This window comes from Streptomyces sp. NPDC030798 (assembly GCF_055572275.1).
Genome location: NZ_JBVIDR010000005.1, coordinates 382,313 through 403,148, shown reverse-complemented (window position 1 = coordinate 403,148; position 20,836 = coordinate 382,313). Strand labels below are relative to the sequence as shown.

The window sequence follows — 20,836 nt, the reverse complement described above, 5'->3', positions numbered from 1 at the left end:
TGGGGCCGCGCAGCCGGGTGCAAGCGGCCGTCGTGGCCCGTGAGTTGGGGCTCCGCTCGGGGAAACTGCGCGAGTGGTCCAGACCTATTGACCTGTGGTCCAGACCTTTCTACTCTCGCAGCACCGTGGGCGTGAAGGCTCAGTCATGCCCCTGAACCCCAATGACGAGGGAGGCGCAGCATGCGCTTCAGACACAGAGCCGCGGCAGGGTTCGCGACCCTGTTGCTCCCCCTGGCCGGCCTGGTCGGTCTCGCGAGCCCCGCCCAGGCCGCGACGAACGCGACGGCGAGCTTCACCAAGACCAGCGACTGGGGCACCGGCTTCGGCGGTCAGTGGACCATCAAGAACACCGGCAGCTCCAGCATCAGCTCCTGGACCGTCGAGTGGGACTTCCCCTCCGGTACGTCCGTGACCTCCGCCTGGGACGCGGACGTGACGAACTCCGGAACCCACTGGACCGCGAAGAACAAGTCCTACAACGGCACCATCGCCCCCGGCGCCTCGGTCTCCTTCGGCTTCAACGGCGCCGGTCCCGGTTCCCCCTCCCACTGCACGCTCAACGGCGACAGCTGCGACGGCACGACGACCCCGGGCGACGCGGCACCCTCCGCCCCCGGCACCCCGACCGCCTCGAACGTCGGCGACACCTCGGTGAAGCTCAGCTGGAGCGCGGCCACCGACGACAAGGGCATCAAGAACTACGACGTCCTGCGCGACGGCAAGGTCGTGGGCACCGTGACGGGCACCTCGTACACGGACTCCGGGCTCAGCTCCGGCACCGACTACTCCTACACCGTGCAGGCCCGCGACACCGCTGACCAGACCGGTCCGGTCAGCGGCGCCGTCAAGGTGCACACCACCGGCGGCACCACCACTCCGCCGACCACCGGTGACAAGGTCAAGCTCGGCTACTTCACCGAGTGGGGCATCTACGGCCGCAACTACAACGTCAAGAACCTGGTGACGTCCGGCTCGGCCGCCAAGATCACGCACATCAACTACGCGTTCGGCAACGTCACGAACGGCCAGTGCGCGATCGGCGACTCCTACGCCGACTACGACAAGGCGTTCACCGCCGACCAGTCGGTCAGCGGCGTCGCCGACACCTGGGACCAGCCGCTGCGCGGCAACTTCAACCAGCTGCGCGAGCTGAAGGCGAAGTACCCGAACCTCAAGATCCTGTGGTCCTTCGGCGGCTGGACCTGGTCCGGCGGCTTCGCCCAGGCCGCGGCCAACCCCAGCGCGTTCGCCGACTCCTGCTACAAGCTGGTCGAGGACCCGCGCTGGGCCGACGTCTTCGACGGCATCGACATCGACTGGGAGTACCCCAACGCCTGCGGGCTGAGCTGCGACACCAGCGGGGCGGCGGCCTTCAAGAACGTCATGGCCGCGCTGCGCGCCAAGTTCGGCTCCAAGGCCCTGGTCACCGCCGCGGTCACCGCCGACGGCTCCTCCGGCGGCAAGATCGAGGCCGCCGACTACGCGGGCGCGAGCCAGTACGTCGACTGGTACAACGTGATGACGTACGACTTCTTCGGCGCCTGGGACGCACAGGGCCCGACCGCCCCGCACTCCCCGCTCACCTCGTACTCCGGCATCCCGAAGGCCGGCTTCACCACCGCCGACGCGATGGCCAAGTACAAGGCGGTCGGCGTCCCCGCGTCCAAGCTGCTCATCGGCATCGGCTTCTACGGCCGCGGCTGGACCGGCGTCACCCAGGACGCCCCGGGCGGCACGGCCACCGGCCCGGCGGCCGGCACCTACGAGCAGGGCATCGAGGACTACAAGGTGCTCAAGTCGTCCTGCCCGGCCACCGGCACCGTCGCCGGCACGGCGTACGCGCACTGCGGCAGCAACTGGTGGTCGTACGACACCCCGTCGACGATCGCCGGGAAAATGAGCTGGGCCAAGTCCCAGGGGCTCGGCGGAGCCTTCTTCTGGGAGTTCAGCGGTGACACCAGCAACGGCGAGCTGGTGAGCGCGATCAACAGCGGCCTGTCGTAGACAGGCCGGGAACCACTCGATAGAGCACTACGCGACATTGACGCTCCCCCAGACTTCGTCCGGGGGGACCCCCACCCAACGAGTGGACGTGGCTACGCCACGTTCACTCGTTGCCCGGGCGGGGCTGCCTCCAGCCACGCGAGGAAACCGGTCAGCGCGTCTTCGCTCATCGCGAGTTCCAGGCGCGTGCCCCGGTGCGTACAGGCGAGGACCACCGCGTCGGAGAGCAGCGCCAGCTCCTCCTCGCCCTCGGGCAGCCGGCGACCGGCCACCTCGATGGCCGCGCGCTCCAGGACGCGGCGCGGGCGGGGGGCGTAGGAGAAGACGCGGTACCACTCGATGCGGTCGCCGTTGTAGCGGGCGACACCGTAGCTCCAGCCCTTGCCGCTGGTGTCCGGCTTCTCGGGCAGGTCCCAGCGCAGCGAGCAGTCGAAGGTGCCGCCGGAGCGCTGGATCAGCCGGCGCCGCAGCCCGAACAGGAACAGTCCCACCACCACGAGCGCGATCACGACTCCGCACACAGTCAGAGCGAGGACCATCGGCACCGACCTCCTCGTCTCCCAGGTAGTGGAACTACGCCCGAGTCAGATACTCGAACAAGGTAATGGAACGGAAAAGACACCCACATCTGCCTCAGCCGCGACCGGCACCGGATTGCTCCGGGCCGACCGCGGCTGAGTGACGTCCTCACACGGCGCGCTGGATCAACGCGCCGCCGTCGCCGCCCGCAGACGGACGTCGGCGCGGCGTTCCGCCTCCGCGTCGTCCTCCGCCTTCGCGCGCTCGAGCTCGCGCTCGGTGCGCTGGACGTCGATCTCGTCCGACAGCTCGGCGATCTCGGCCAGCAGCGACAGCTTGTTGTCCGCGAACGAGATGAAACCGCCGTGCACCGCGGCGACGACCGTTCCACCTTCACTCGTACGGATGGTCACCGGGCCCGACTCCAGCACACCGAGCAGCGGCTGGTGACCGGGCATGACGCCGATGTCGCCGGAGGTGGTGCGCGCGACGACCAGGGTGGCCTCACCGGACCAGACCTGGCGGTCGGCGGCGACCAGCTCGACGTGCAGCTCAGCAGCCAAGGGTGGCTCCTCGGGTCACCACCCGGCGGTTGTGCCGGGTGTGGGGTTGATTCTAGTGGGCGTGGGAGAGGGGGCGGGACGCGCCCGCCCCCTCAGCCGAACTCGGACCGAGTTCAGGAGACGCCCAGCTCCTTCGCGTTGTTCTTCAGGTCCTCGAGACCACCGCACATGAAGAACGCCTGCTCGGGGAAGTGGTCGTACTCGCCGTCGCAGATCGCGTTGAACGCGGCGATCGACTCGTCGAGCGGCACGTCCGAGCCGTCCACACCGGTGAACTGCTTGGCCACGTGGGTGTTCTGGGACAGGAAGCGCTCCACGCGACGGGCACGGTGGACGACGAGCTTGTCCTCCTCGCCGAGCTCGTCGATACCGAGGATCGCGATGATGTCCTGGAGGTCCTTGTACTTCTGCAGGATCGTCTTCACGCGCATGGCCGCGTTGTAGTGATCCGCCGAGATGTAGCGCGGGTCCAGGATCCGGGACGTGGAGTCCAGCGGGTCCACGGCCGGGTAGATGCCCTTCTCCGAGATCGGACGGGACAGAACCGTCGTCGCGTCGAGGTGGGCGAAGGTGGTGGCCGGGGCCGGGTCGGTCAGGTCGTCGGCGGGGACGTAGATCGCCTGCATCGAGGTGATCGAGTGACCGCGGGTCGAGGTGATGCGCTCCTGCAGGAGGCCCATCTCGTCGGCCAGGTTCGGCTGGTAACCCACCGCGGACGGCATGCGGCCGAGCAGCGTGGAGACCTCGGAACCGGCCTGCGTGAAGCGGAAGATGTTGTCGATGAAGAACAGCACGTCCTGCTTCTGGACGTCACGGAAGTACTCGGCCATGGTCAGGCCGGCCAGCGCGACGCGCAGACGGGTGCCCGGGGGCTCGTCCATCTGACCGAAGACCAGCGCGGTCTTGTCGATGACGCCCGAGTCGGACATTTCCTCGATGAGGTCGTTGCCCTCACGGGTGCGCTCACCGACACCGGCGAACACGGAGACACCGTCGTGGTTGTTGGCGACGCGGTAGATCATCTCCTGGATGAGCACCGTCTTGCCGACGCCGGCGCCGCCGAACAGACCGATCTTGCCGCCCTTGACGTACGGGGTCAGCAGGTCGATGACCTTGACGCCGGTCTCGAACATCTCGGTCTTCGACTCGAGCTCGTCGAAGTTCGGAGCCTTGCGGTGGATCGGCCAGCGCTCGCCGTCGTACTGCTCGTCGACGTTCAGCACCTCACCGAGGGTGTTGAACACCTTGCCCTTGGTGAAGTCGCCGACCGGGACGGAGATGGCGGAGCCGGTGTCCGTCACCGGGGCCTGGCGGACCAGACCGTCGGTGGGCTGCATCGAGATGGTGCGGACCAGGCCGTCACCCAGGTGCTGGGCGACCTCCAGGGTCAGCGTCTTCTTCTGGCCCTCGTTCGCCGGGTCGGCGACCTCGACGTGCAGGGCGTTGTAGATGTCCGGCATCGCGTCGACGGGGAACTCCACGTCGACGACCGGGCCGATGACCCGGGCGACGCGGCCCGTAGCCGTCGCGGTCTCAACAGTGGTGGTCATTAGCGGTCACTCCCCGCGGTCGCGTCGGCCAGGGCGCTCGCGCCACCGACGATCTCGCTGATTTCCTGGGTGATTTCGGCCTGGCGGGCCGCGTTGGCAAGACGGGAGAGCGTGTTGATCAGCTCACCCGCGTTGTCGGTGGCCGACTTCATCGCGCGCCGCGTGGCGGCGTGCTTCGAAGCGGCCGACTGGAGCAGCGCGTTGTAGATACGGCTCTCCACGTAGCGCGGCAGCAGGGCGTCGAGGACGTCCTCCGCCGAGGGCTCGAAGTCGTACAGCGGGAGGATCTCGCCCTTGGGCAGAGCCTCCTCGGCGACCTCTTCGAGGCGCAGCGGCAGCAGCCGTGCGTCGAGCGCGGTCTGCGTCATCATCGAGACGAACTCGGTGAAGACGATGTGGAGTTCGTCCACACCACCGTCGGCCGTGTCCTTCTCGATGGCCTCGATCAGGGGCGCCGCGACCTTCTTGGCGTCCGCGTACGTCGGCTCGTCGGTGAAGCCGCTCCACGACTCCGTGATCGTGCGCTCACGGAAGTTGTAGTGGGCGACACCGCGCCGGCCGACGATGTACGTGTCGACCTGCTTGCCCTCGCGCTCCAGGCGCTCGGTGAGCTGCTCCGCCGCCTTGATGGCGTTGGAGTTGAAGGCGCCGGCCAGACCGCGGTCGCTCGTGAGGAGCAGGACCGCGGCACGGGTCGGGTTCTCGGCCTCCGTGGTGAGCGGGTGCTTGGTGTTCGACCCGGTACCGACCGCCGTGACCGCGCGGGTCAGTTCCTGCGCGTACGGCGTGGAGGCCGCCACCTTGCGCTGCGCCTTGACGACGCGCGAGGCGGCGATCATCTCCATCGCCTTGGTGATCTTCTTGGTCGCGGTGACGGATCGGATGCGACGCTTGTAGACCCGGAGCTGGGCTCCCATGAGTCAGGTCCCTTCCTTACGTCACTTGGCGGCAGCGGCCGGAGTGTCCTCGCCGAGCAGCTTGCCGTCCGAGGTCTCGAACTGCTTCTTGAACTCCGCCACCGCGTCGTCGATCGCCTGGATCGTGTCGTCGGACATCTTGGCGCCTTCGCGGATGGAGGTGAGCAGGCCCGACTCCTTGCGGTGCAGGTAGTCCAGCAGCTCGCGCTCGAAGCGGCGGATGTCGACGACCGGCACGTCGTCCATGCGGCCGTTGGTGCCGGCCCAGACGGAGACGACCTGGTCCTCGGTGGACATCGGCTGGTACTGGTCCTGCTTGAGCAGCTCGACCATCCGCTGACCGCGCTCCAGCTGGGCCTTGGAGGCCGCGTCCAGGTCGGAACCGAAGGCGGCGAACGCCTCGAGCTCACGGAACTGGGCGAGGTCCACACGGAGGCGGCCGGAGACCTGGCGCATCGCCTTGTGCTGGGCGGAGCCACCGACGCGGGAGACCGAGATACCGACGTTCAGGGCCGGACGCTGGCCGGCGTTGAACAGGTCGGACTCCAGGAAGCACTGGCCGTCGGTGATGGAGATGACGTTGGTCGGGATGAACGCCGAGACGTCGTTGGCCTTGGTCTCGACGATCGGCAGACCGGTCATCGAACCGGCGCCCATGTCGTCGGAGAGCTTGGCGCAGCGCTCCAGCAGCCGGGAGTGCAGGTAGAAGACGTCACCCGGGTAGGCCTCACGGCCCGGCGGGCGGCGCAGCAGCAGGGACACGGCGCGGTAGGCGTCGGCCTGCTTGGACAGGTCGTCGAAGATGATCAGGACGTGCTTGCCCTCGTACATCCACTGCTGACCGATGGCCGAACCGGTGTACGGCGCCAGGTACTTGAAGCCGGCCGGGTCGGACGCCGGGGCGGCGACGATGGTCGTGTACTCCAGGGCGCCGTTCTCCTCCAGCGCGCGGCGGACGCCGGCGATGGTGGAGCCCTTCTGGCCGATGGCGACGTAGATGCAGCGGACCTGCTTCTTCGGGTCGCCCGAGCGCCAGTTGTCGCGCTGGTTGATGATCGTGTCGACGGCCAGGGCGGTCTTGCCGGTCTGGCGGTCGCCGATGATCAGCTGACGCTGACCACGGCCGATCGGGGTCATCGCGTCGACGGCCTTGTAGCCGGTCTCCATCGGCTCGTGCACCGACTTGCGCTGCATGACCGTGGGGGCCTGCAGCTCCAGCGCACGCCGGCCGGACGTCTCGATCTCGCCGAGGCCGTCGATCGGGTTGCCGAGCGGGTCGACGACACGGCCGAGGTAGCCCTCGCCGACCGCGACGGAGAGCACCTCGCCGGTGCGCGTGACCGGCTGACCCTCCTCGATGCCGCTGAACTCACCGAGGACGATGGCACCGATCTCGCGCTCCTCGAGGTTGAGGGCGAGGCCGAGGGTGCCGTCCTCGAACTTCAGCAGTTCGTTGGCCATGGCCGAGGGCAGGCCCTCGACCTTCGCGATGCCGTCGCCGGCAAGGGTGACCGTACCGACCTCCTCGCGCGAGGCCGCGTCCGGCTTGTACGACTGGACGAAGTTCTCCAGCGCGTCCCGGATCTCCTCCGGCCGGATCGTGAGCTCCGCCATCTGGGTTCCCTGCTCTCCTTGTTGGGCCCGAAGTTTCACTTGGGGGGGATGGGGACTCCCCCCTGTAAGAGGTGAATCCTCTGCACGGCCCAACCAGGGCCGTAAGTACGTACTTCTTGTTGAGTTGCTAGCTCGCCATGCGGCGGGCGGCGTCGTCCAGCCGGTCCGCGATGGAGCCGTTGATCACCTCGTCACCGACCTGCACCCGGATCCCGCCGATCACGTCGGGGTCCACGTCCAGGTTGAGGTGCATCCGGCGGCCGTAGAGCTTCGCCAGGGCGTCGCCCAGGCGCTGCTTCTGCGGGTCGCTCAGCGGCACCGCGGAGGTGACGGTGGCCACCAGCCGGTCCCGGCGGTCGGCGGCGAGCTTGGACAGGGACTCCAGTCCCGCTTCCAGGCTACGTCCCCGCGGCGCGGTCACCAGGCGGACCACCAGGCGCTCGGTGGCGGGCTTGGCCCGGCCGCCGAGGAGGCGGTGCAGCAGCTCGACCTTGGCCGAGGTGCCCGCGGCACGGTCGGTCAGCGCGGCGCGCAGCTCGGTGTTGGAGGAGACGATCCGGCCGAACCGGAACAGCTCGTCCTCGACGTCGTCCAGGGTGCCCCGCTTCTCCGCGGCGGTGAGGTCGGCGATGTTCGCCAGCTCCTCCAGCGCGTCGACCAGGTCGCGCGACTGCGACCAGCGGGAACGGACGAGTCCGGACACCAGGTCGGCGGTGGTGCCGCTGACCTGTCCGCCGATCAGGCGCTGGACGAGTTCCGCCTTGGCCTCTCCGGGCTGCGCCGGGTCGGTCAGAACCCGGCGCAGGCCGGCCTCGCGGTCGAGCAGCGCGGTGACGGCGGCCAGCTCGTCGGCGAGCGCGGTCGCGTCCACGGACGTGGAGTCCGTCAGCGCGTCGAGACGCTCGCGTGCGGCTGCCAGGGCCTCGCGGCTCGCTCCGTTCATCGCGTGGCCTCGGCCTTCTCCTCGAGCTCGTCGAGGAAGCGGTCGATCACACGGCTCTGGCGGGCGTGGTCCTCGAGGGACTCACCCACGAGCTTGCCGGCCAGGTCGGTGGCGAGCTTGCCGACGTCCTGGCGGAGTGCGCCCGCGGCGGCCTTGCGGTCGGCCTCGATCTGGGAGTGACCGGCGGCGACGATCTCCTCGCGCTGCCGCTGGCCCTCGGCCCGCATCTCGGCGATGAGCGCGGCGCCCTGCTCCTGCGCCTCCTGGCGCAGGCGCGCGGCTTCGTGCCGGGCCTCGGCGAGCTGGGCCTTGTACTGCTCAAGGACGCTCTGGGCCTCGACCTTCATGGCCTCGGCCTCTTCGATTCCGCCTTCGATCGCCGCGCGGCGCTCCTCCAGAACCTTGTTGATGTTCGGAAGCAGCTTCTTCCCGAGGAAGAAGAAGACGATGGCGAAGGTGACGAGGCCGATGACCAGCTCGGGGCCCGGCGGGATGAGGGGATTCTGCTGCTCCTCCGCCGCCAGCTGCACCAGCTGTTGAGTCAGCTGCATGTCATCAGTGCCTTTCCCTGAAGGGTGTCGTCAGCCGCGGTTTACTTGTAGGTGTAAACGAACGGCATGACGATGCCGATGAGGGCGAGCGCCTCACAGAAGGCGAAGCCCAGGATCTGGTTGGCGCGGATCAGGCCGGCGGCCTCGGGCTGACGCGCGAGGGCCTGGGTGCCGTTACCGAAGATGATGCCGATGCCGATGCCGGGGCCGATGGCGGCGAGGCCGTAGCCGACGGAGGCGATGGAGCCGGTGACGGCGGCAAGGGTCTCAGTGGCAGCCATGCTGATTCTTCCTTCTCTTTCACGGACCGGTGGGGGTTGGCCACCGGACGACTGATGACGGGCGGTTCGGGCGGAGTGGCTCAGTGGTGCTCGGCGAGAGCGCCCTGAACGTAGGAGCAGGCCAGGAGGACGAAGACGTACGCCTGGACGGCCTGGACGAAGAGCTCGAAGAGGATCATGACCATGGCCATGACGAACGAGACGGCTCCGGCGGCGATCAGCCAGCTGTTCATCAGGTACCAGCTCGCGACGGTGAACATCACGAGGAGCAGGTGGCCGGCGAACATGTTGGCGAAGAGTCGGACCGCGTGCGTGAAGGGTCGCACGAGCACGTTCGAGAAGAACTCGATGGTCACGACCAGCGGCAGCACCGCACCGAGCGACTTGTCGTAGCCGGTGAGGTTCTTGAAGCCGCCGACGAAGCCGTGCTTCTTGAACGTCAGGACCATCCAGGTCACGTACACGACCGCGGCCAGGGCGGCCGGGTAGGCGATGATCGACGTCACCGGGAACTGGGCGACCGGGATGATCGACCAGAGGTTCATGATCCACACGAAGAAGAAGATGGAGACCATGAGCGGGACGTACTTCTCGCCGTCCCGCTTGCCCAGCGTCTCGTAGACGATGCCGCGGCGCACGAAGTCGTAGCCGGCCTCGCCGACCATCTGGAGCTTGCCCGGGACCACCTTGGCCTTGCTGAACGCCGCCCAGAAGAAGCCGACCACCGCGACGGTGGTCACCAGGGCGAGCAGCATCGGCTTGTCGAAGTCGATGCCGCCGACCGTGAACATCGGCTTGAAGATGAAGGAGTTGAGGCCCGGCGACGGAAAGCCGCAGCCGTTGTCGGCGAAGACGCGGCAACTCCAGTCGAAGGCGAGCGTGGTCTGGTCAGCACTCACCGCGGGCTCCTTCGGCGTGACGCATGGTTACGGCAACCTCGTTGTGTCGGCGCGGCGGGCAGCCGCGGGTCGGCACCGGACTGGTGGTACGGATGTGGGGGCGGCTGGGGGGCATCGAGCCTCGCGATTGTGCAGGCGTCAGCTCAAGTGCCCGCGCCCGCGATGCCGCAGTTGGCACCGGACGATAGCAGGAGATCTCAGGTCTCTTTATCCCGGCCCTACCCGTCACGACGAGTGGCCCGTCTTCTGGGGCTGGTCGCTCTTCGAGGAGTCGGGATCGACGTAGAAGATCCGGGCCTTCATGTGCGCACGGGCCTGGGCGGCCATCCACACGACGGTCGAGACGATCAACGAGAACGCGAACGCTCGCGCGTTGAAGAGAGAGGTGCCCTTGAAGAGGGCCAGGAAGATCATGAGCAGCAGGAGTTGGGCGACATAGAGCATGAGGCCCATGGCCTGGAACAGCTGCGGGAGCGTTTTTGCCGTCCACTGCAGCACGTACAGACCGATCCCCATGTACAGAAGGGCGAGCAGCACACCGACGGCCGCGCCGATGGCACCCTTGCCGCCCGCGACCGCCCCGCTCACGGCGACGGCGATCACGCCGGCGGCCGCTGTGGGCACAGCGGTCTGCAGAAGGTTCCGGGCGTCATTGGACGGCATGGCGGCAACTCCGCTTTCACAGGGGGCAGGGTGTCGTCATGGACGAGCGTAGTCCCGGGCCGAGGAGTGGAGACCTCTCACCAATGGACCGTCGCACTACGGTCCTTCGGCTCTACCCCGGGTTCTCGTGAACGGTATCACAAACTATTTGATGAGGTCTTTACTCACTGGGTGTGCTTGCTGTCACACATGAGAGTGACAGTGCGCGTCTGTGCAAAAAGCGCGCCCTTTTGCCTGGTATTAGGGGAGTTCGTTCCCCCACGAGTTGGCAATGCTCTAGTCAGATTCTTACCTTACGGCCCTTACCGATACGCGAACGGGGGCCGACCGCTGTCGCTCCGTTGACCCCTGTCGTACCGGCCGTCACAGGCGTCCGGTCACCCGCGGGCTCCGGCTCCTGCGCAGCAGCCGGAGAGGCCTCCCCGGCCTCCACGGCCTCCGCGTCCGCCCCGGTGGCCCGGCGCCTGCGGTAGCGCGGCGGCACGACCGCCTGGGCCCACATCGGGACGCGCGGCGTGAAGCGCGGGAGCAGCAGCAGGACCAGGCCCACCGCGCTGAGGAACACCACGCCCAGCACGATCCACATCGACGCCGAGTTGACCGAGTAGGCCAGCGTGCCGAAGGCGATCAGGGCGGACCAGAAGTACATGATCAGCACGGCCCGGCTGTGCGAGTGGCCGATCTCCAGCAGACGGTGGTGCAGATGGCCGCGGTCGGCGGCGAACGGGGACTGGCCGCGCCAGGTGCGGCGGACGATCGCCAGGACCAGGTCCGCCGTCGGCACGGCGATGATCGTCAGCGGCAGCAGCAGCGGGATGTAGACCGGCACCGTCTGGTGCACCGCGGCCTTCTCGGACCCCGTGAAGAGCGCGAGGGCGTCCGGGTCGAGCTGGCCGGTGATCGAGATCGCGCCGGCCGCCAGCACCAGGCCGATGAGCATGGAGCCGGAGTCGCCCATGAAGATCCGCGCGGGATGCATGTTGTGCGGCAGGAAGCCCAGGCACATGCCCATCAGGATCGCCGCGAACAGGGTGCCCGGGGCCGCGGCCTCGATGCCGTACGACACCCAGACGCGGTAGGCGTACAGGAAGAACGCGGCCGCCGCGATGCAGACCATGCCGGCCGCGAGGCCGTCCAGGCCGTCCACGAAGTTGACCGCGTTGATCGTGATGACCACCAGCGCCACCGTCAGCAGCGTGCCCTGCCACTGGGTCAGCGCCACGTTGCCGACGCCCGGGATGGGCAGCCACAGGATCGTCAGACCCTGCATGACCATGACGCCCGCGGCGATCATCTGGCCGCCCAGCTTGATCAGCGCGTCGATCTCGAACTTGTCGTCCAGGACGCCGATCAGCCAGATGAGCGCGGCGCCGGAGAGCAGCGCCCGTGGTTCGTTCGACTTGGCGAACACTTCGTTGAGGTTGGTGAGATGGTCCGCGACCAGCAGGCCCGCGCACAGGCCGAAGAACATGGCGATCCCGCCGAGGCGCGGAGTGGGCTCCCGGTGCACGTCACGTGCCCGGATCTCCGGCATGGCTCCGGCCACGATCGCGAACTTCCGTACCGGCCCTGTCAGCAGATACGTCACCGCGGCCGTGATGCAGAGCGTCAGCAGGTATTCACGCACGGGCTTCCCCACAGGTCTCGCTGGCCATCACAGCCCCACACCCTAGCGACGGATGCATATGGATGAGGACTTCCGGGTAGCGACGATGGTTGCACGGGCGGCTGTGCGGCACAGGCTGGATCCGGCTGTACGAGGATGTACGGATCCCTCGCCTACCCCGGTTCAGCCCGGATACGGCGGAAATCGGCCGGCCAGTTCGCGTACCTCCTCCCGCGCCTTCACCGGTTCCGTGCCGCCCCGCAGGACACCGGCCAGAAGCGCGGCGATCCGGACCATCTCCGGCTCCCCCATGCCCTGCGTGGTCACCGCCGCCGTACCGAGGCGCAGGCCCCGGCCGTCGCCGTGCGGCAGCGCGCAGCAGTCCAGGACGATGCCGGCCGCCGCGAGCCGCCCGCGCGCGGTGCGGCCGTCCACGCCGAGCGGGGCGGTGTCGGCGGTGATCAGATGGGTGTCCGTGCCGCCGGTGATGACGACCAGCCCCTCGGCGGCCAGGTGACCGGCCAGCACCCGGGCGTTGGCGACCACCTGATGGGCGTACGCCGAGAACGCCTCGGTCGCCGCCTCGCCGAACGCGACGGCCTTGGCGGCGATGGTGTGCATCTGCGCGCCGCTCTGGGTGAAGGGGAACACGGCCCGGTCCACGCGCTCGGCCAGCTCGGCGCCGCACAGGATCATCCCGCCGCGCGGGCCGCGCAGCACCTTGTGGGTGGTGGCGCACACGATGTCCGCGTACGGCACCGGGCTGGGCGCCGCTCCCCCGGCGACCAGGCCGATCGGGTGCGCCGCGTCCGCGATCAGATAGGCCCCGACCTCGTCGGCGACCTCGCGGAAGAAGGCGTAGTCCAGGTGCCGGGGGTAGGCGATGGAGCCGCACACGATCGCCTTCGGCCGGTGGTTGCGGGCCAGGTGGCGGACCTGGTCGTGGTCGATGAGCCCGGTCTCCGCGTCGACGCCGTAGCCGACGAAGTCGAACCAGCGGCCGGAGAAGTTCGCGGGCGAGCCGTGGGTGAGGTGGCCGCCGTAGGACAGCCCCAGGGCCAGGACGGTGTCACCGGGGCGCAGCAGGGCGGCGTAGGCGGCCAGGACGGCCGAAGAGCCCGAGTGGGACTGGACGTTGGCGTGCTCGGCGCCGAACAGGGCCTTGGCGCGGTCGATGGCGGCGCGTTCGGCGACGTCGACGATCTCACAGCCGCCGTGGTGCCGGGCGCCGGGGTAGCCCTCGGCGTACTTGTTGGCGAGCGGGGAGCCGAGGGCGGCGAGCACGGCCGGGGAGGTGAAGTTCTCGGCGGCGATCAGCTGCAGCGTGGTCGACTGCCGGGTGAGCTCGCCGAGCAGGAGCTCGGCCATCGCCGGGTCCTGCCGCCGCAGGGCATCGGTCGCGAGGGTAGGGGTGACCGACATGGCGGGCTCCCGGAGCGGTCGACGGTGACGTATCCCCAATGTAGGCCGGGGAGGTGCGGGGCGCCCGACGGTGCGGCCGCACGAGAGCACCTCGCTGCGGCCCCGCGGCCGCGTGCGGGGCGCGCTCAGGCCCGCGCCGGGACCCCCGTCAGTGCCGTCACCACCGGGTCCAGTGCCTCGTGTATCTCGTCACCGATGGAGCGGAAGAACGGCAGCGGCGCGCCGTACGGGTCGTAGACCTCGTCCGCCTCCGCCGTGGGCGCCAGGAGCCACCCGCGTAGAGCGGCCGCCGCACGCACCAGGGCGCGCGCCCTGAGGACCACGCCGTCCTCCAGCGGGGGCAGCGTCGTCGGGTCTATGGCGCGCACCAGCCGGGTGAACTCCTTCAGCGTGAAGGTGCGCAGGCCCGCCGAATGGCCCATGGAGATGACCTGCGCGCGGTGGTCGCGGGTGGCCGTCAGGACCAGGTCGGCCCGGATCACGTGCTCATCGAGCAGTTCCCGGCCGGTGAAGCCGGAGGCGTCCGCGCCGAACTCGGCGAGCACGGCCTCCGCGTTGGCCTCCATGGGCGCGCCCTCGTGGCCCCAGGTGCCCGCGCTCTCCACGATCAGCCCGCCGCCGAGCACGCCGAGCCGCTCCGCCACGAAATGGCGGGTCAGCCGCTCGGTGATGGGCGAGCGGCACACGTTGCCGGTGCTGACATGGAGGATGCGGAAGGTGTCGCGCGGAAGCCCGAAGGTGGTGGTCTGTTCCGCCGCACGTTCCCCGTTGCCTATGCCACGCCCCGCCTCAGGGGCCGTCAATTCGCCACCTCGAGGTCGGGTACGACCTTCCGCAGCTCGTCGGGCGAGATGGCGCCCTCGCGCAGCAGCACCGGCACCTCGCGGGAGACGTCCACGATGGAGGACGGCACGTTGCCGGGGGTGGGGCCGCCGTCGAGGTAGACGGAGACGGAGTCGCCGAGCATGTCCTGGGCGGCGTCGCAGTTCTCCGGCGCGGGGTGCCCGGTGAGGTTCGCCGAGGACACCGCCATCGGGCCGACCTCGGTGAGCAGCTCGATGGCGACCGGGTGCAGCGGCATGCGCACGGCAACCGTGCCCCGGGTGTCGCCGAGGTCCCACTGCAGCGACGGCTGGTGCCGGGCGACCAGCGTGAGGGCGCCCGGCCAGAACGCGTCGACCAGTTCCCAGGCCAGCTCGGAGAAGTCCGTGACGAGGCCGTGCAGCGTGTTCGGAGAGCCGATGAGGACAGGGGTGGGCATGGTGCGGCCCCGGCCCTTGGCGGCGAGCAGGTCGGCGACGGCCTCGGAGGAGAACGCGTCGGCGCCGATGCCGTACACCGTGTCGGTAGGGAGCACCACCAGCTCGCCCCGGCGGACGGCGGACGCGGCCTCGCGCAGACCGGTCACGCGGTCGGTCGCGTCATTGGTGTCGTATCGCCGTGCCATGTCTAGCGGGCCTCCTCGTACACGTCATGCGGGGCGGGAAAGACTGTCAGCGGGCTGCTCACGGCAGCGCCTTGCGCGCGGTCGCGAAGCGGGGGCGGTTGTTGAGGTCCGGGTGGTCGGCCGCGTCGGCCCAGCCCCGCTCCTCGGTGAAGATCCACGGGACCTGGCCGCCCTGGGTGTCGGCGTGTTCGATGACGACGACCCCGCCGGGGCGCAGCAGCCGGTGCGCGGTGCGCTCGATCCCGCGGATCAGGTCCAGCCCGTCCTCACCGGAGAACAGCGCCAGCTCCGGGTCGTAGTCGCGGGCCTCCGGGGCGACGTACTCCCATTCGGTGAGCGGGATGTACGGCGGGTTGGAGATGACCAGGTCGACCTGGCCGTCGAGGTCCGGGAAGGCGCCGAGGGCGTCGCCCTGGCGCAGGTCGACGCGCGAGCCGGCCATGTTCTTCCGCGTCCACACCAGGGCGTCCTCGGACAGCTCCACGGCGTGCACGCGCGAGCGCGGCACCTCCTGGGCGAGGGCGAGCGCGATGGCGCCGGAGCCGGTGCACAGGTCGACGATGCACGGCTCGACCACGTCCATGGCGCGCACGGCGTCTATGGCCCAGCCGACCACGGACTCGGTCTCCGGCCGGGGCACGAACACCCCCGGCCCGACCTGGAGCTCCAGGTACCGGAAGTAGGCCCGCCCGGTGATGTGCTGCAGCGGTTCACGCTGCTCGCGCCGGGCGATGACCTCCCAGTACCGGGCGTCGAAGTCGGAGTCCTTCACGGAGTGCAGCTCGCCCCGCTTCACGCCGTGCACGAACGCGGCGAGCTCCTCCGCGTCGTTGCGCGGCGAGGGCACGCCGGCGTCGGCCAGCCGCTGGGTGGCCTGGGCCACCTCCGCGAGCAGCAGGTTCACGCAAGTCCTCCGGGTAACTCGTACGTCCCTCTTTACGCCGTCTGCCGCCGCCCGCTCACGCGGCCGCCAGCTTCGCCGCGGAGTCGGCGTCGACACAGGCCTGGATCACCGCGTCGAGGTCGCCGTCCAGGACCTGGTCCAGGTTGTACGCCTTGAAGCCGACGCGGTGGTCCGAGATACGGTTCTCCGGGAAGTTGTAGGTGCGGATCTTCTCGGAGCGGTCAACCGTGCGGACCTGGCTGCGGCGGGCGTCGGCGGCCTCCCGCTCGGCCTCCTCCTGCGCCATGGCGAGCAGCCTGGAGCGCAGGATACGCAGCGCCTGCTCCTTGTTCTGCAGCTGGCTCTTCTCGTTCTGGCAGGAGGCGACGACACCGGTCGGCAGGTGGGTGATGCGCACGGCGGAGTCGGTGGTGTTCACGGACTGGCCGCCGGGGCCGGAGGACCGGTAGACGTCGATGCGCAGGTCGTTCGGGTTGATCTCGACGTCCACCTCCTCGGCCTCGGGGGTGACGAGGACACCGGCCGCGGAGGTGTGAATACGGCCCTGGGACTCGGTCGCGGGCACCCGCTGCACGCGGTGCACCCCGCCCTCGTACTTCAGCCGGGCCCACACGCCCTGGCCGGGCTCGGTCTGCCCGCGGGCCTTCACGGCGACCTGGACGTCCTTGTAGCCGCCCAGCTCGGACTCGGTGGCGTCGATGATCTCGGTCTTCCAGCCGACGCGCTCCGCATAGCGCAGGTACATGCGCAGCAGGTCGCCGGCGAACAGGGCCGACTCGTCGCCGCCCGCGCCCGCCTTGATCTCGAGGATCACGTCCTTGTCGTCGCTGGGGTCGCGCGGGACCAGCAGGAAGCGGAGCTTCTCGGTCAGCTCCTCGCGCTGCCTCTCCAGATCCTTGACCTCGGCGGCGAAGTCGGGGTCGTCGGCGGCCAGTTCACGTGCGGTGTCGACGTCGTCGCCGGTCTGCTTCCAGGAGCGGTACGTGGCGACGATCGGGGTCAGCTCGGCGTAGCGCTTGTTCAGCCTGCGCGCGTTGGCCTGGTCGGAGTGGACCGACGGGTCGGCGAGCTTCTTCTCCAGGTCGGCGTGCTCGGCGACGAGCTCCTCGACGGCCTCGAACATCTTTCGGCTCCTGTACTGCGGTGAAGGGAAGGGCGGGCGACCAAAAACGCCGGTCCCGGGCACACCCGGGCGGGGTGCGGCCGTGGACCGGCGAAATGGGGCTCGCTACTTCTTGGAGCCGGCGGCAGCCTTGCCGAAGCGGGCCTCGAAGCGGGCCACACGGCCACCGGTGTCGAGGATCTTCTGCTTGCCCGTGTAGAACGGGTGGCACTCGGAGCAGACCTCGGCCCGGATGGTGCCGGACTCGATGGTGCTGCGGGTGGTGAACGACGCGCCGCAGGTGCAGCTGACCTGCGTCTCGACGTACGCGGGGTGGATGTCGCGCTTCAAGGTGTCTCCTAGTGTTCCGGGAGGGCGCCGGGTCGCCGCCGCGGGGTGCGGGAGCGTGAACCGGGGCCGACGGTCCAGTCTGCCAGGACTGGGGCCATCTCCCAAAACCGGGGGTGGGGGCTTTCTATTCCGGCCCGGGCGGGCGGGACGGGGCGGGAACCCGGGTGGACCCCGGGGAACTCCTAGCCCGTCACCACGCCCTTGGCCTCTCCGGTCGCCGTGTCCTTGGTGGCCGACCTCGGGATCGGCCTGTCGTTCTTCAGGGCGCTCCAGACCTGCCGGGCCTTCGCCTTCTCCATGATCACGCGGTTGGGATCCGCCGGGTCGTACCGGACCGGCATGGTGATCATGCGCATGTTCTTCGCGTCGATGCCCTTGAGACCGTCCGCGAAGTCGATGACGGCGTTGACCGAGCCGATGTCGGAGTCGGTGGTGACGGCCTTGGTGGCGGTGTCGGCGAGGTCGTAGAGCTTCTTCGGGTCGGAGAACACGCCGACGTGCTTGACCTGGCCGAGCAGGGCCTTCACAAAGGCCTGCTGCAGCTGGATGCGGCCCAGGTCGGAGCCGTCGCCGACGCCGTGCCGGGTGCGGACCAGGCCGAGGGCCTGGCGGCCGCTCAGGGTGTGGGTGCCGGCCCTGAGGGTCAGGTGGCTCTGCGGGTCGTCGATGTTCTTCGTCGTGGTGACCGGGACCCCGCCGAGGTCGTCGATCAGCCTCTGGAAGCCGGCGAAGTCGACCTCCAGGTAGTGGTCCATGCGCAGGCCGGTGAGGGACTCGACGGTCTTGACCGTGCAGGCGGCGCCGCCGGTGGAGTACGCCTCGTTGAACATCACCCCGTGCGCCGCCGGGTGGGTCACGCCCTTGGTGTCGGTGCAGGTCGGGCGGTCGATGAGGGTGTCACGGGGCATGGAGACCACGCTGGCCCTGCGGTGGCCCTCGTAGACGTGGACGATCATCGCCGTGTCGGAGCGGGCGCTGCCGTCGTCGGTGCCGCCGCCGAGCTTCCTGTTGGAGCCGGAACGGGTGTCCGAGCCCAGGACCAGGATGTTCTCGGAGCCGTTGGCGGCCTTGGCGGGCCGGTCGCCGCCGAGGGCCTGGTTGATGTCGACGCTTCTGAGGTTGCCGTTGAGCTTGAAGTAGACGTATCCGAGGCCGGTACCGCCCAGCACGACCACGCCCGCGGCCGTCCAGGCCGTGACGAGCAGCGCCTTGCGGCGCGTGCTGCTGGTCCTGCGGCGGCGGCCCTTGCCGCGGCGCGGGCCGGTGGTGACCGGCTCCGGTATGCCGGGGTGCGGCGTGTTCTCGGCGGACACGTCTCTCCTAGGTCTCGTCGGTCGGGTACCCCCTGTGCTCAGGGTGAGGCGCGGTCGTCACCGCTCCATCGTCGCTCTGCCCGGTCGGGCGGAGAAACTCGGGACAGCGTGGCACAACGCAGAGTGCCCACCGCGTGGTGCGGTGGGCACTCCGTGTCATCGGGTTACGCAGGGTGAGCCGCGCTCACCTGCGATTTCAGCCCCAGAGGTCGTACTGCTGGAAACCGGTACCAACCGAGACCCTTGTGGCAAAGATCTCGCTACTGGCCTTGCCGGTGCCCTTGTACAGGTAGAGCGTGCCGCCCGGCGTGCGGGCCAGGAAGTCGGCCTTGCCGTCGCCGCTCACGTCGCCGACGGCGTCGAAGGCGTTGTAGCCGGTCCAGGTGCGCACGTGGATCCGGCTCGAGAAGGCCCCGGAACCGGTCTTGCCGGTTCCGCGGTACAGGTAGACGTAGCCGTTGCTCTTGGAGCGGGCGATCAGGTCGGCCTTGCCGTCGCCGTTGAAGTCGCCGTGGCCGCGCAGGGAGTTGTACTGACCCCACCCGGAGCCGACCTCGATCCGGGAGGCGAAGGAGCCGTTGCCCTTGCCCGGGTAGATCCACAGGATGCCCGAGGAATCGACCGACAGCAGGTCGGGCAGGTAGTCGCCGGTCACGTCACCGGGGGCGACGGTGAATTTGCGCGTGGACCAGTTGCTGAAGATCTCCTTCTTGCTCCAGCTCTCGGTGGCCGGGACGTAGTGCAGCCAGAAGACAGCCCCGTCGCTGCTGCGGCGCAGGATCAGGTCCTGGTAGCCGTCCCGGTCGAGGTCCGTCTGAAGGACGGTGTTGTAGCCCTTGAAGCTGCCCCAGGAGATGCGGGTCGCGAACGAGGTCCCCTTGGAGTCCTTCTCGTAGCCGGTGTACGTGGAGTGGCTGCGCACGAAGAGGTCGGCCTTGTGGTCGCCGTTGAGGTTGGTGTCGTCGATGCGCGGGTACGCGGCCCCGACGTACGCCCGCACCTTCGTGAAGACGCTGTACGCGCCCTTGGCCACGCAGTTCTGCACGCCCCAGGAGACGATGCCGACGATGCGGTTGTTCACGATCAGCGGGCCGCCGGAGTCTCCGTTGCAGGCGGACGTGGTGCCGGAGTCGCTGCCGGTCGCCGGCTTGCCCGCGCAGACCATGTGGCCCTTGACGAAGTCGCTGCCGTAGTAGCCGGCGCACGTGGTGTCGGACTGGATGGGCAGCGTCGCCGTCTTCAGCGTCTGCGAGATGGAGTCACTGGTGGAGCTGGTGCGGCCCCAGCCGTAGACCTTGGCGCTTGTGCCGGCCACGTAGGACGACGTGTCGGTCGACGTCGTCATGCGGATCGGGGTGGCCTTGATCGGGCTCGGCAGGGTCAGTACGGCGATGTCGTTGTCGACCGTCGTCGCGTTGTAGGACGAGTGGCGCCACTGCCGCCAGACGCCGGAGACCGTGCCGCCGTGCAGGTCGGTGTTGCCGGAGGTGTCGGTGGTGGGGAGCTGGTCGGTGCCGGTGACGATGGCGCCGTTGGCGTGCCAGTCGTAGCCCTTGACGCAGTGCGCGGCGGTGAGGATCTTCGTCGGCGCGACCACCGCACCGCCGCAGAAGAAGCCGACGTCGTCGCCGGTGTCGGTGGTGCGCTTGTCGTCGTAGTACCAGAGCTGGGCCATCCATGGTGCCGTGGTGATGCTCGTGCTGGTACCACCGATGATCATGGGGCTGACGGTGGAGGTGGACGACGACCCGGACGAGGTCGCGGAGCCGGAGGACGGGGAGGACGTGGCGCCGGAACTCGCCGTTCCGCCGCTTGTGTCCTTGGTCTTCGAGGCCCTCTTGAAGTCCTTGTCGGTGGCGAGCGCGCCCGCGACGCGATCCGTCAGCTCGGTGAGCGACGCCGACCCGGCGGTGGGCTTGACGGTCGGCGAGGCCGAGGGCGTCGTGGCACCCGCGGAGGTCGTCAGCAGTGCAGCGGCGACGGCTGCGGCGACACCGGCCGCGGCGACGGGCAGGCCGAGGCGTATGCGACGTCTGTGCCGACCGTTGCGGGGCAGAGGCGTGGACAAGAGTCCCCCCATGGAGCGATGAGTCAGAAGGGGCGCGTGGTGCGCACCCGTACCTCTCAGCGCCAAAGGGCCGCCCCCCGTCACCGATCGACGGGGGGCGGCCCACTTTCTTACCCAGT

At 69.2% G+C, this 20,836-nt stretch carries 20 protein-coding genes; 1 reads left to right on the top strand and 19 read right to left on the bottom strand.

Translation table 11 applies throughout. The features are described 5' to 3' along the window. The first annotated feature begins 180 nt into the window (after positions 1 to 180). Positions 181 to 2,004 (top strand): glycosyl hydrolase family 18 protein, encoded by a 1,824-nt coding sequence (locus ACZ404_RS14855; RefSeq protein WP_468439674.1) that lies wholly within the window; start codon positions 181 to 183, stop codon positions 2,002 to 2,004. Between the two features lie 92 nt (positions 2,005 to 2,096). On the opposite strand, the gene ACZ404_RS14850 is transcribed toward ACZ404_RS14855, so the two are convergent. The 19 genes from ACZ404_RS14850 to ACZ404_RS14760 all read right to left on the bottom strand — a co-directional run bounded on the left by ACZ404_RS14850 (position 2,097) and on the right by ACZ404_RS14760 (position 20,729). Further along, positions 2,097 to 2,543 (bottom strand): DUF2550 domain-containing protein, encoded by a 447-nt coding sequence (locus ACZ404_RS14850; RefSeq protein ID WP_468439672.1) that lies wholly within the window; start codon positions 2,541 to 2,543, stop codon positions 2,097 to 2,099. 165 nt (positions 2,544 to 2,708) lie between these two features. Then, on the bottom strand, positions 2,709 to 3,086 hold the full coding sequence (locus ACZ404_RS14845; protein WP_468439670.1) for a F0F1 ATP synthase subunit epsilon: 378 nt from the start codon (positions 3,084 to 3,086) through the stop codon (positions 2,709 to 2,711). 113 nt (positions 3,087 to 3,199) lie between these two features. Further along, positions 3,200 to 4,636 (bottom strand): F0F1 ATP synthase subunit beta, encoded by a 1,437-nt coding sequence (atpD, locus tag ACZ404_RS14840; protein WP_468439668.1) that lies wholly within the window; start codon positions 4,634 to 4,636, stop codon positions 3,200 to 3,202. Beyond that, positions 4,636 to 5,553, bottom strand: coding sequence for a F0F1 ATP synthase subunit gamma (locus tag ACZ404_RS14835; RefSeq protein WP_468439666.1), 918 nt, complete (start codon positions 5,551 to 5,553; stop codon positions 4,636 to 4,638). The genes atpD and ACZ404_RS14835 overlap by 1 nt, the downstream gene beginning before the upstream one ends. A 21-nt stretch (positions 5,554 to 5,574) precedes the next feature. Beyond that, positions 5,575 to 7,167 (bottom strand): F0F1 ATP synthase subunit alpha, encoded by a 1,593-nt coding sequence (gene atpA / locus ACZ404_RS14830; protein WP_468439664.1) that lies wholly within the window; start codon positions 7,165 to 7,167, stop codon positions 5,575 to 5,577. A gap of 127 nt (positions 7,168 to 7,294) precedes the next feature. Then, entirely contained in the window at positions 7,295 to 8,110 is an 816-nt protein-coding gene (locus ACZ404_RS14825) for a F0F1 ATP synthase subunit delta (RefSeq protein ID WP_468439662.1), read from the bottom strand. After that, positions 8,107 to 8,655, bottom strand: coding sequence for a F0F1 ATP synthase subunit B (locus ACZ404_RS14820; protein ID WP_468439852.1), 549 nt, complete (start codon positions 8,653 to 8,655; stop codon positions 8,107 to 8,109). The genes ACZ404_RS14825 and ACZ404_RS14820 overlap by 4 nt, the downstream gene beginning before the upstream one ends. 47 nt (positions 8,656 to 8,702) lie before the next feature. Then, entirely contained in the window at positions 8,703 to 8,942 is a 240-nt protein-coding gene (gene atpE, locus ACZ404_RS14815; RefSeq protein ID WP_018571456.1) for an ATP synthase F0 subunit C, read from the bottom strand. An 80-nt stretch (positions 8,943 to 9,022) separates the two neighbouring features. Beyond that, the gene (gene atpB, locus ACZ404_RS14810) at positions 9,023 to 9,841 is read right to left on the bottom strand and encodes a F0F1 ATP synthase subunit A (RefSeq protein WP_468439660.1); all 819 of its coding nucleotides are present in this window, start codon (positions 9,839 to 9,841) and stop codon (positions 9,023 to 9,025) included. A 225-nt stretch (positions 9,842 to 10,066) separates the two neighbouring features. Next, positions 10,067 to 10,504, bottom strand: coding sequence for a hypothetical protein (locus tag ACZ404_RS14805; protein ID WP_468439658.1), 438 nt, complete (start codon positions 10,502 to 10,504; stop codon positions 10,067 to 10,069). Between the two features lie 280 nt (positions 10,505 to 10,784). Continuing rightward, positions 10,785 to 12,131: an MraY family glycosyltransferase gene (locus ACZ404_RS14800; RefSeq protein WP_468439656.1), complete on the bottom strand. Its 1,347-nt coding sequence runs from the start codon at positions 12,129 to 12,131 to the stop codon at positions 10,785 to 10,787. A gap of 162 nt (positions 12,132 to 12,293) precedes the next feature. Continuing rightward, the gene (locus tag ACZ404_RS14795; protein WP_468439654.1) at positions 12,294 to 13,532 is read right to left on the bottom strand and encodes a serine hydroxymethyltransferase; all 1,239 of its coding nucleotides are present in this window, start codon (positions 13,530 to 13,532) and stop codon (positions 12,294 to 12,296) included. Between the two features lie 125 nt (positions 13,533 to 13,657). Continuing rightward, complete coding sequence (locus tag ACZ404_RS14790) at positions 13,658 to 14,335, bottom strand: arsenate reductase/protein-tyrosine-phosphatase family protein (RefSeq protein ID WP_468439652.1); 678 nt, start codon at positions 14,333 to 14,335, stop codon at positions 13,658 to 13,660. After that, positions 14,332 to 14,979 (bottom strand): L-threonylcarbamoyladenylate synthase, encoded by a 648-nt coding sequence (locus ACZ404_RS14785; protein ID WP_468439650.1) that lies wholly within the window; start codon positions 14,977 to 14,979, stop codon positions 14,332 to 14,334. The genes ACZ404_RS14790 and ACZ404_RS14785 overlap by 4 nt, the downstream gene beginning before the upstream one ends. 58 nt (positions 14,980 to 15,037) lie before the next feature. Then, positions 15,038 to 15,883 carry a peptide chain release factor N(5)-glutamine methyltransferase gene (gene prmC, locus ACZ404_RS14780; RefSeq protein WP_468439648.1) on the bottom strand — a complete coding sequence of 282 codons (846 nt, stop codon included), beginning with the start codon at positions 15,881 to 15,883 and terminating at the stop codon, positions 15,038 to 15,040. Positions 15,884 to 15,938: 55 nt separating this feature from the next. Further along, complete coding sequence (gene prfA, locus ACZ404_RS14775) at positions 15,939 to 17,006, bottom strand: peptide chain release factor 1 (protein ID WP_468439646.1); 1,068 nt, start codon at positions 17,004 to 17,006, stop codon at positions 15,939 to 15,941. Between the two features lie 105 nt (positions 17,007 to 17,111). Then, the gene (rpmE, locus tag ACZ404_RS14770) at positions 17,112 to 17,336 is read right to left on the bottom strand and encodes a 50S ribosomal protein L31 (RefSeq protein WP_014675000.1); all 225 of its coding nucleotides are present in this window, start codon (positions 17,334 to 17,336) and stop codon (positions 17,112 to 17,114) included. 182 nt (positions 17,337 to 17,518) lie between these two features. Next, positions 17,519 to 18,649, bottom strand: coding sequence for an LCP family protein (locus ACZ404_RS14765; protein WP_468439644.1), 1,131 nt, complete (start codon positions 18,647 to 18,649; stop codon positions 17,519 to 17,521). 196 nt (positions 18,650 to 18,845) lie between these two features. Continuing rightward, positions 18,846 to 20,729: a trypsin-like serine protease gene (locus tag ACZ404_RS14760; RefSeq protein ID WP_468439642.1), complete on the bottom strand. Its 1,884-nt coding sequence runs from the start codon at positions 20,727 to 20,729 to the stop codon at positions 18,846 to 18,848. Between the last annotated feature and the right edge of the window lie 107 nt (positions 20,730 to 20,836).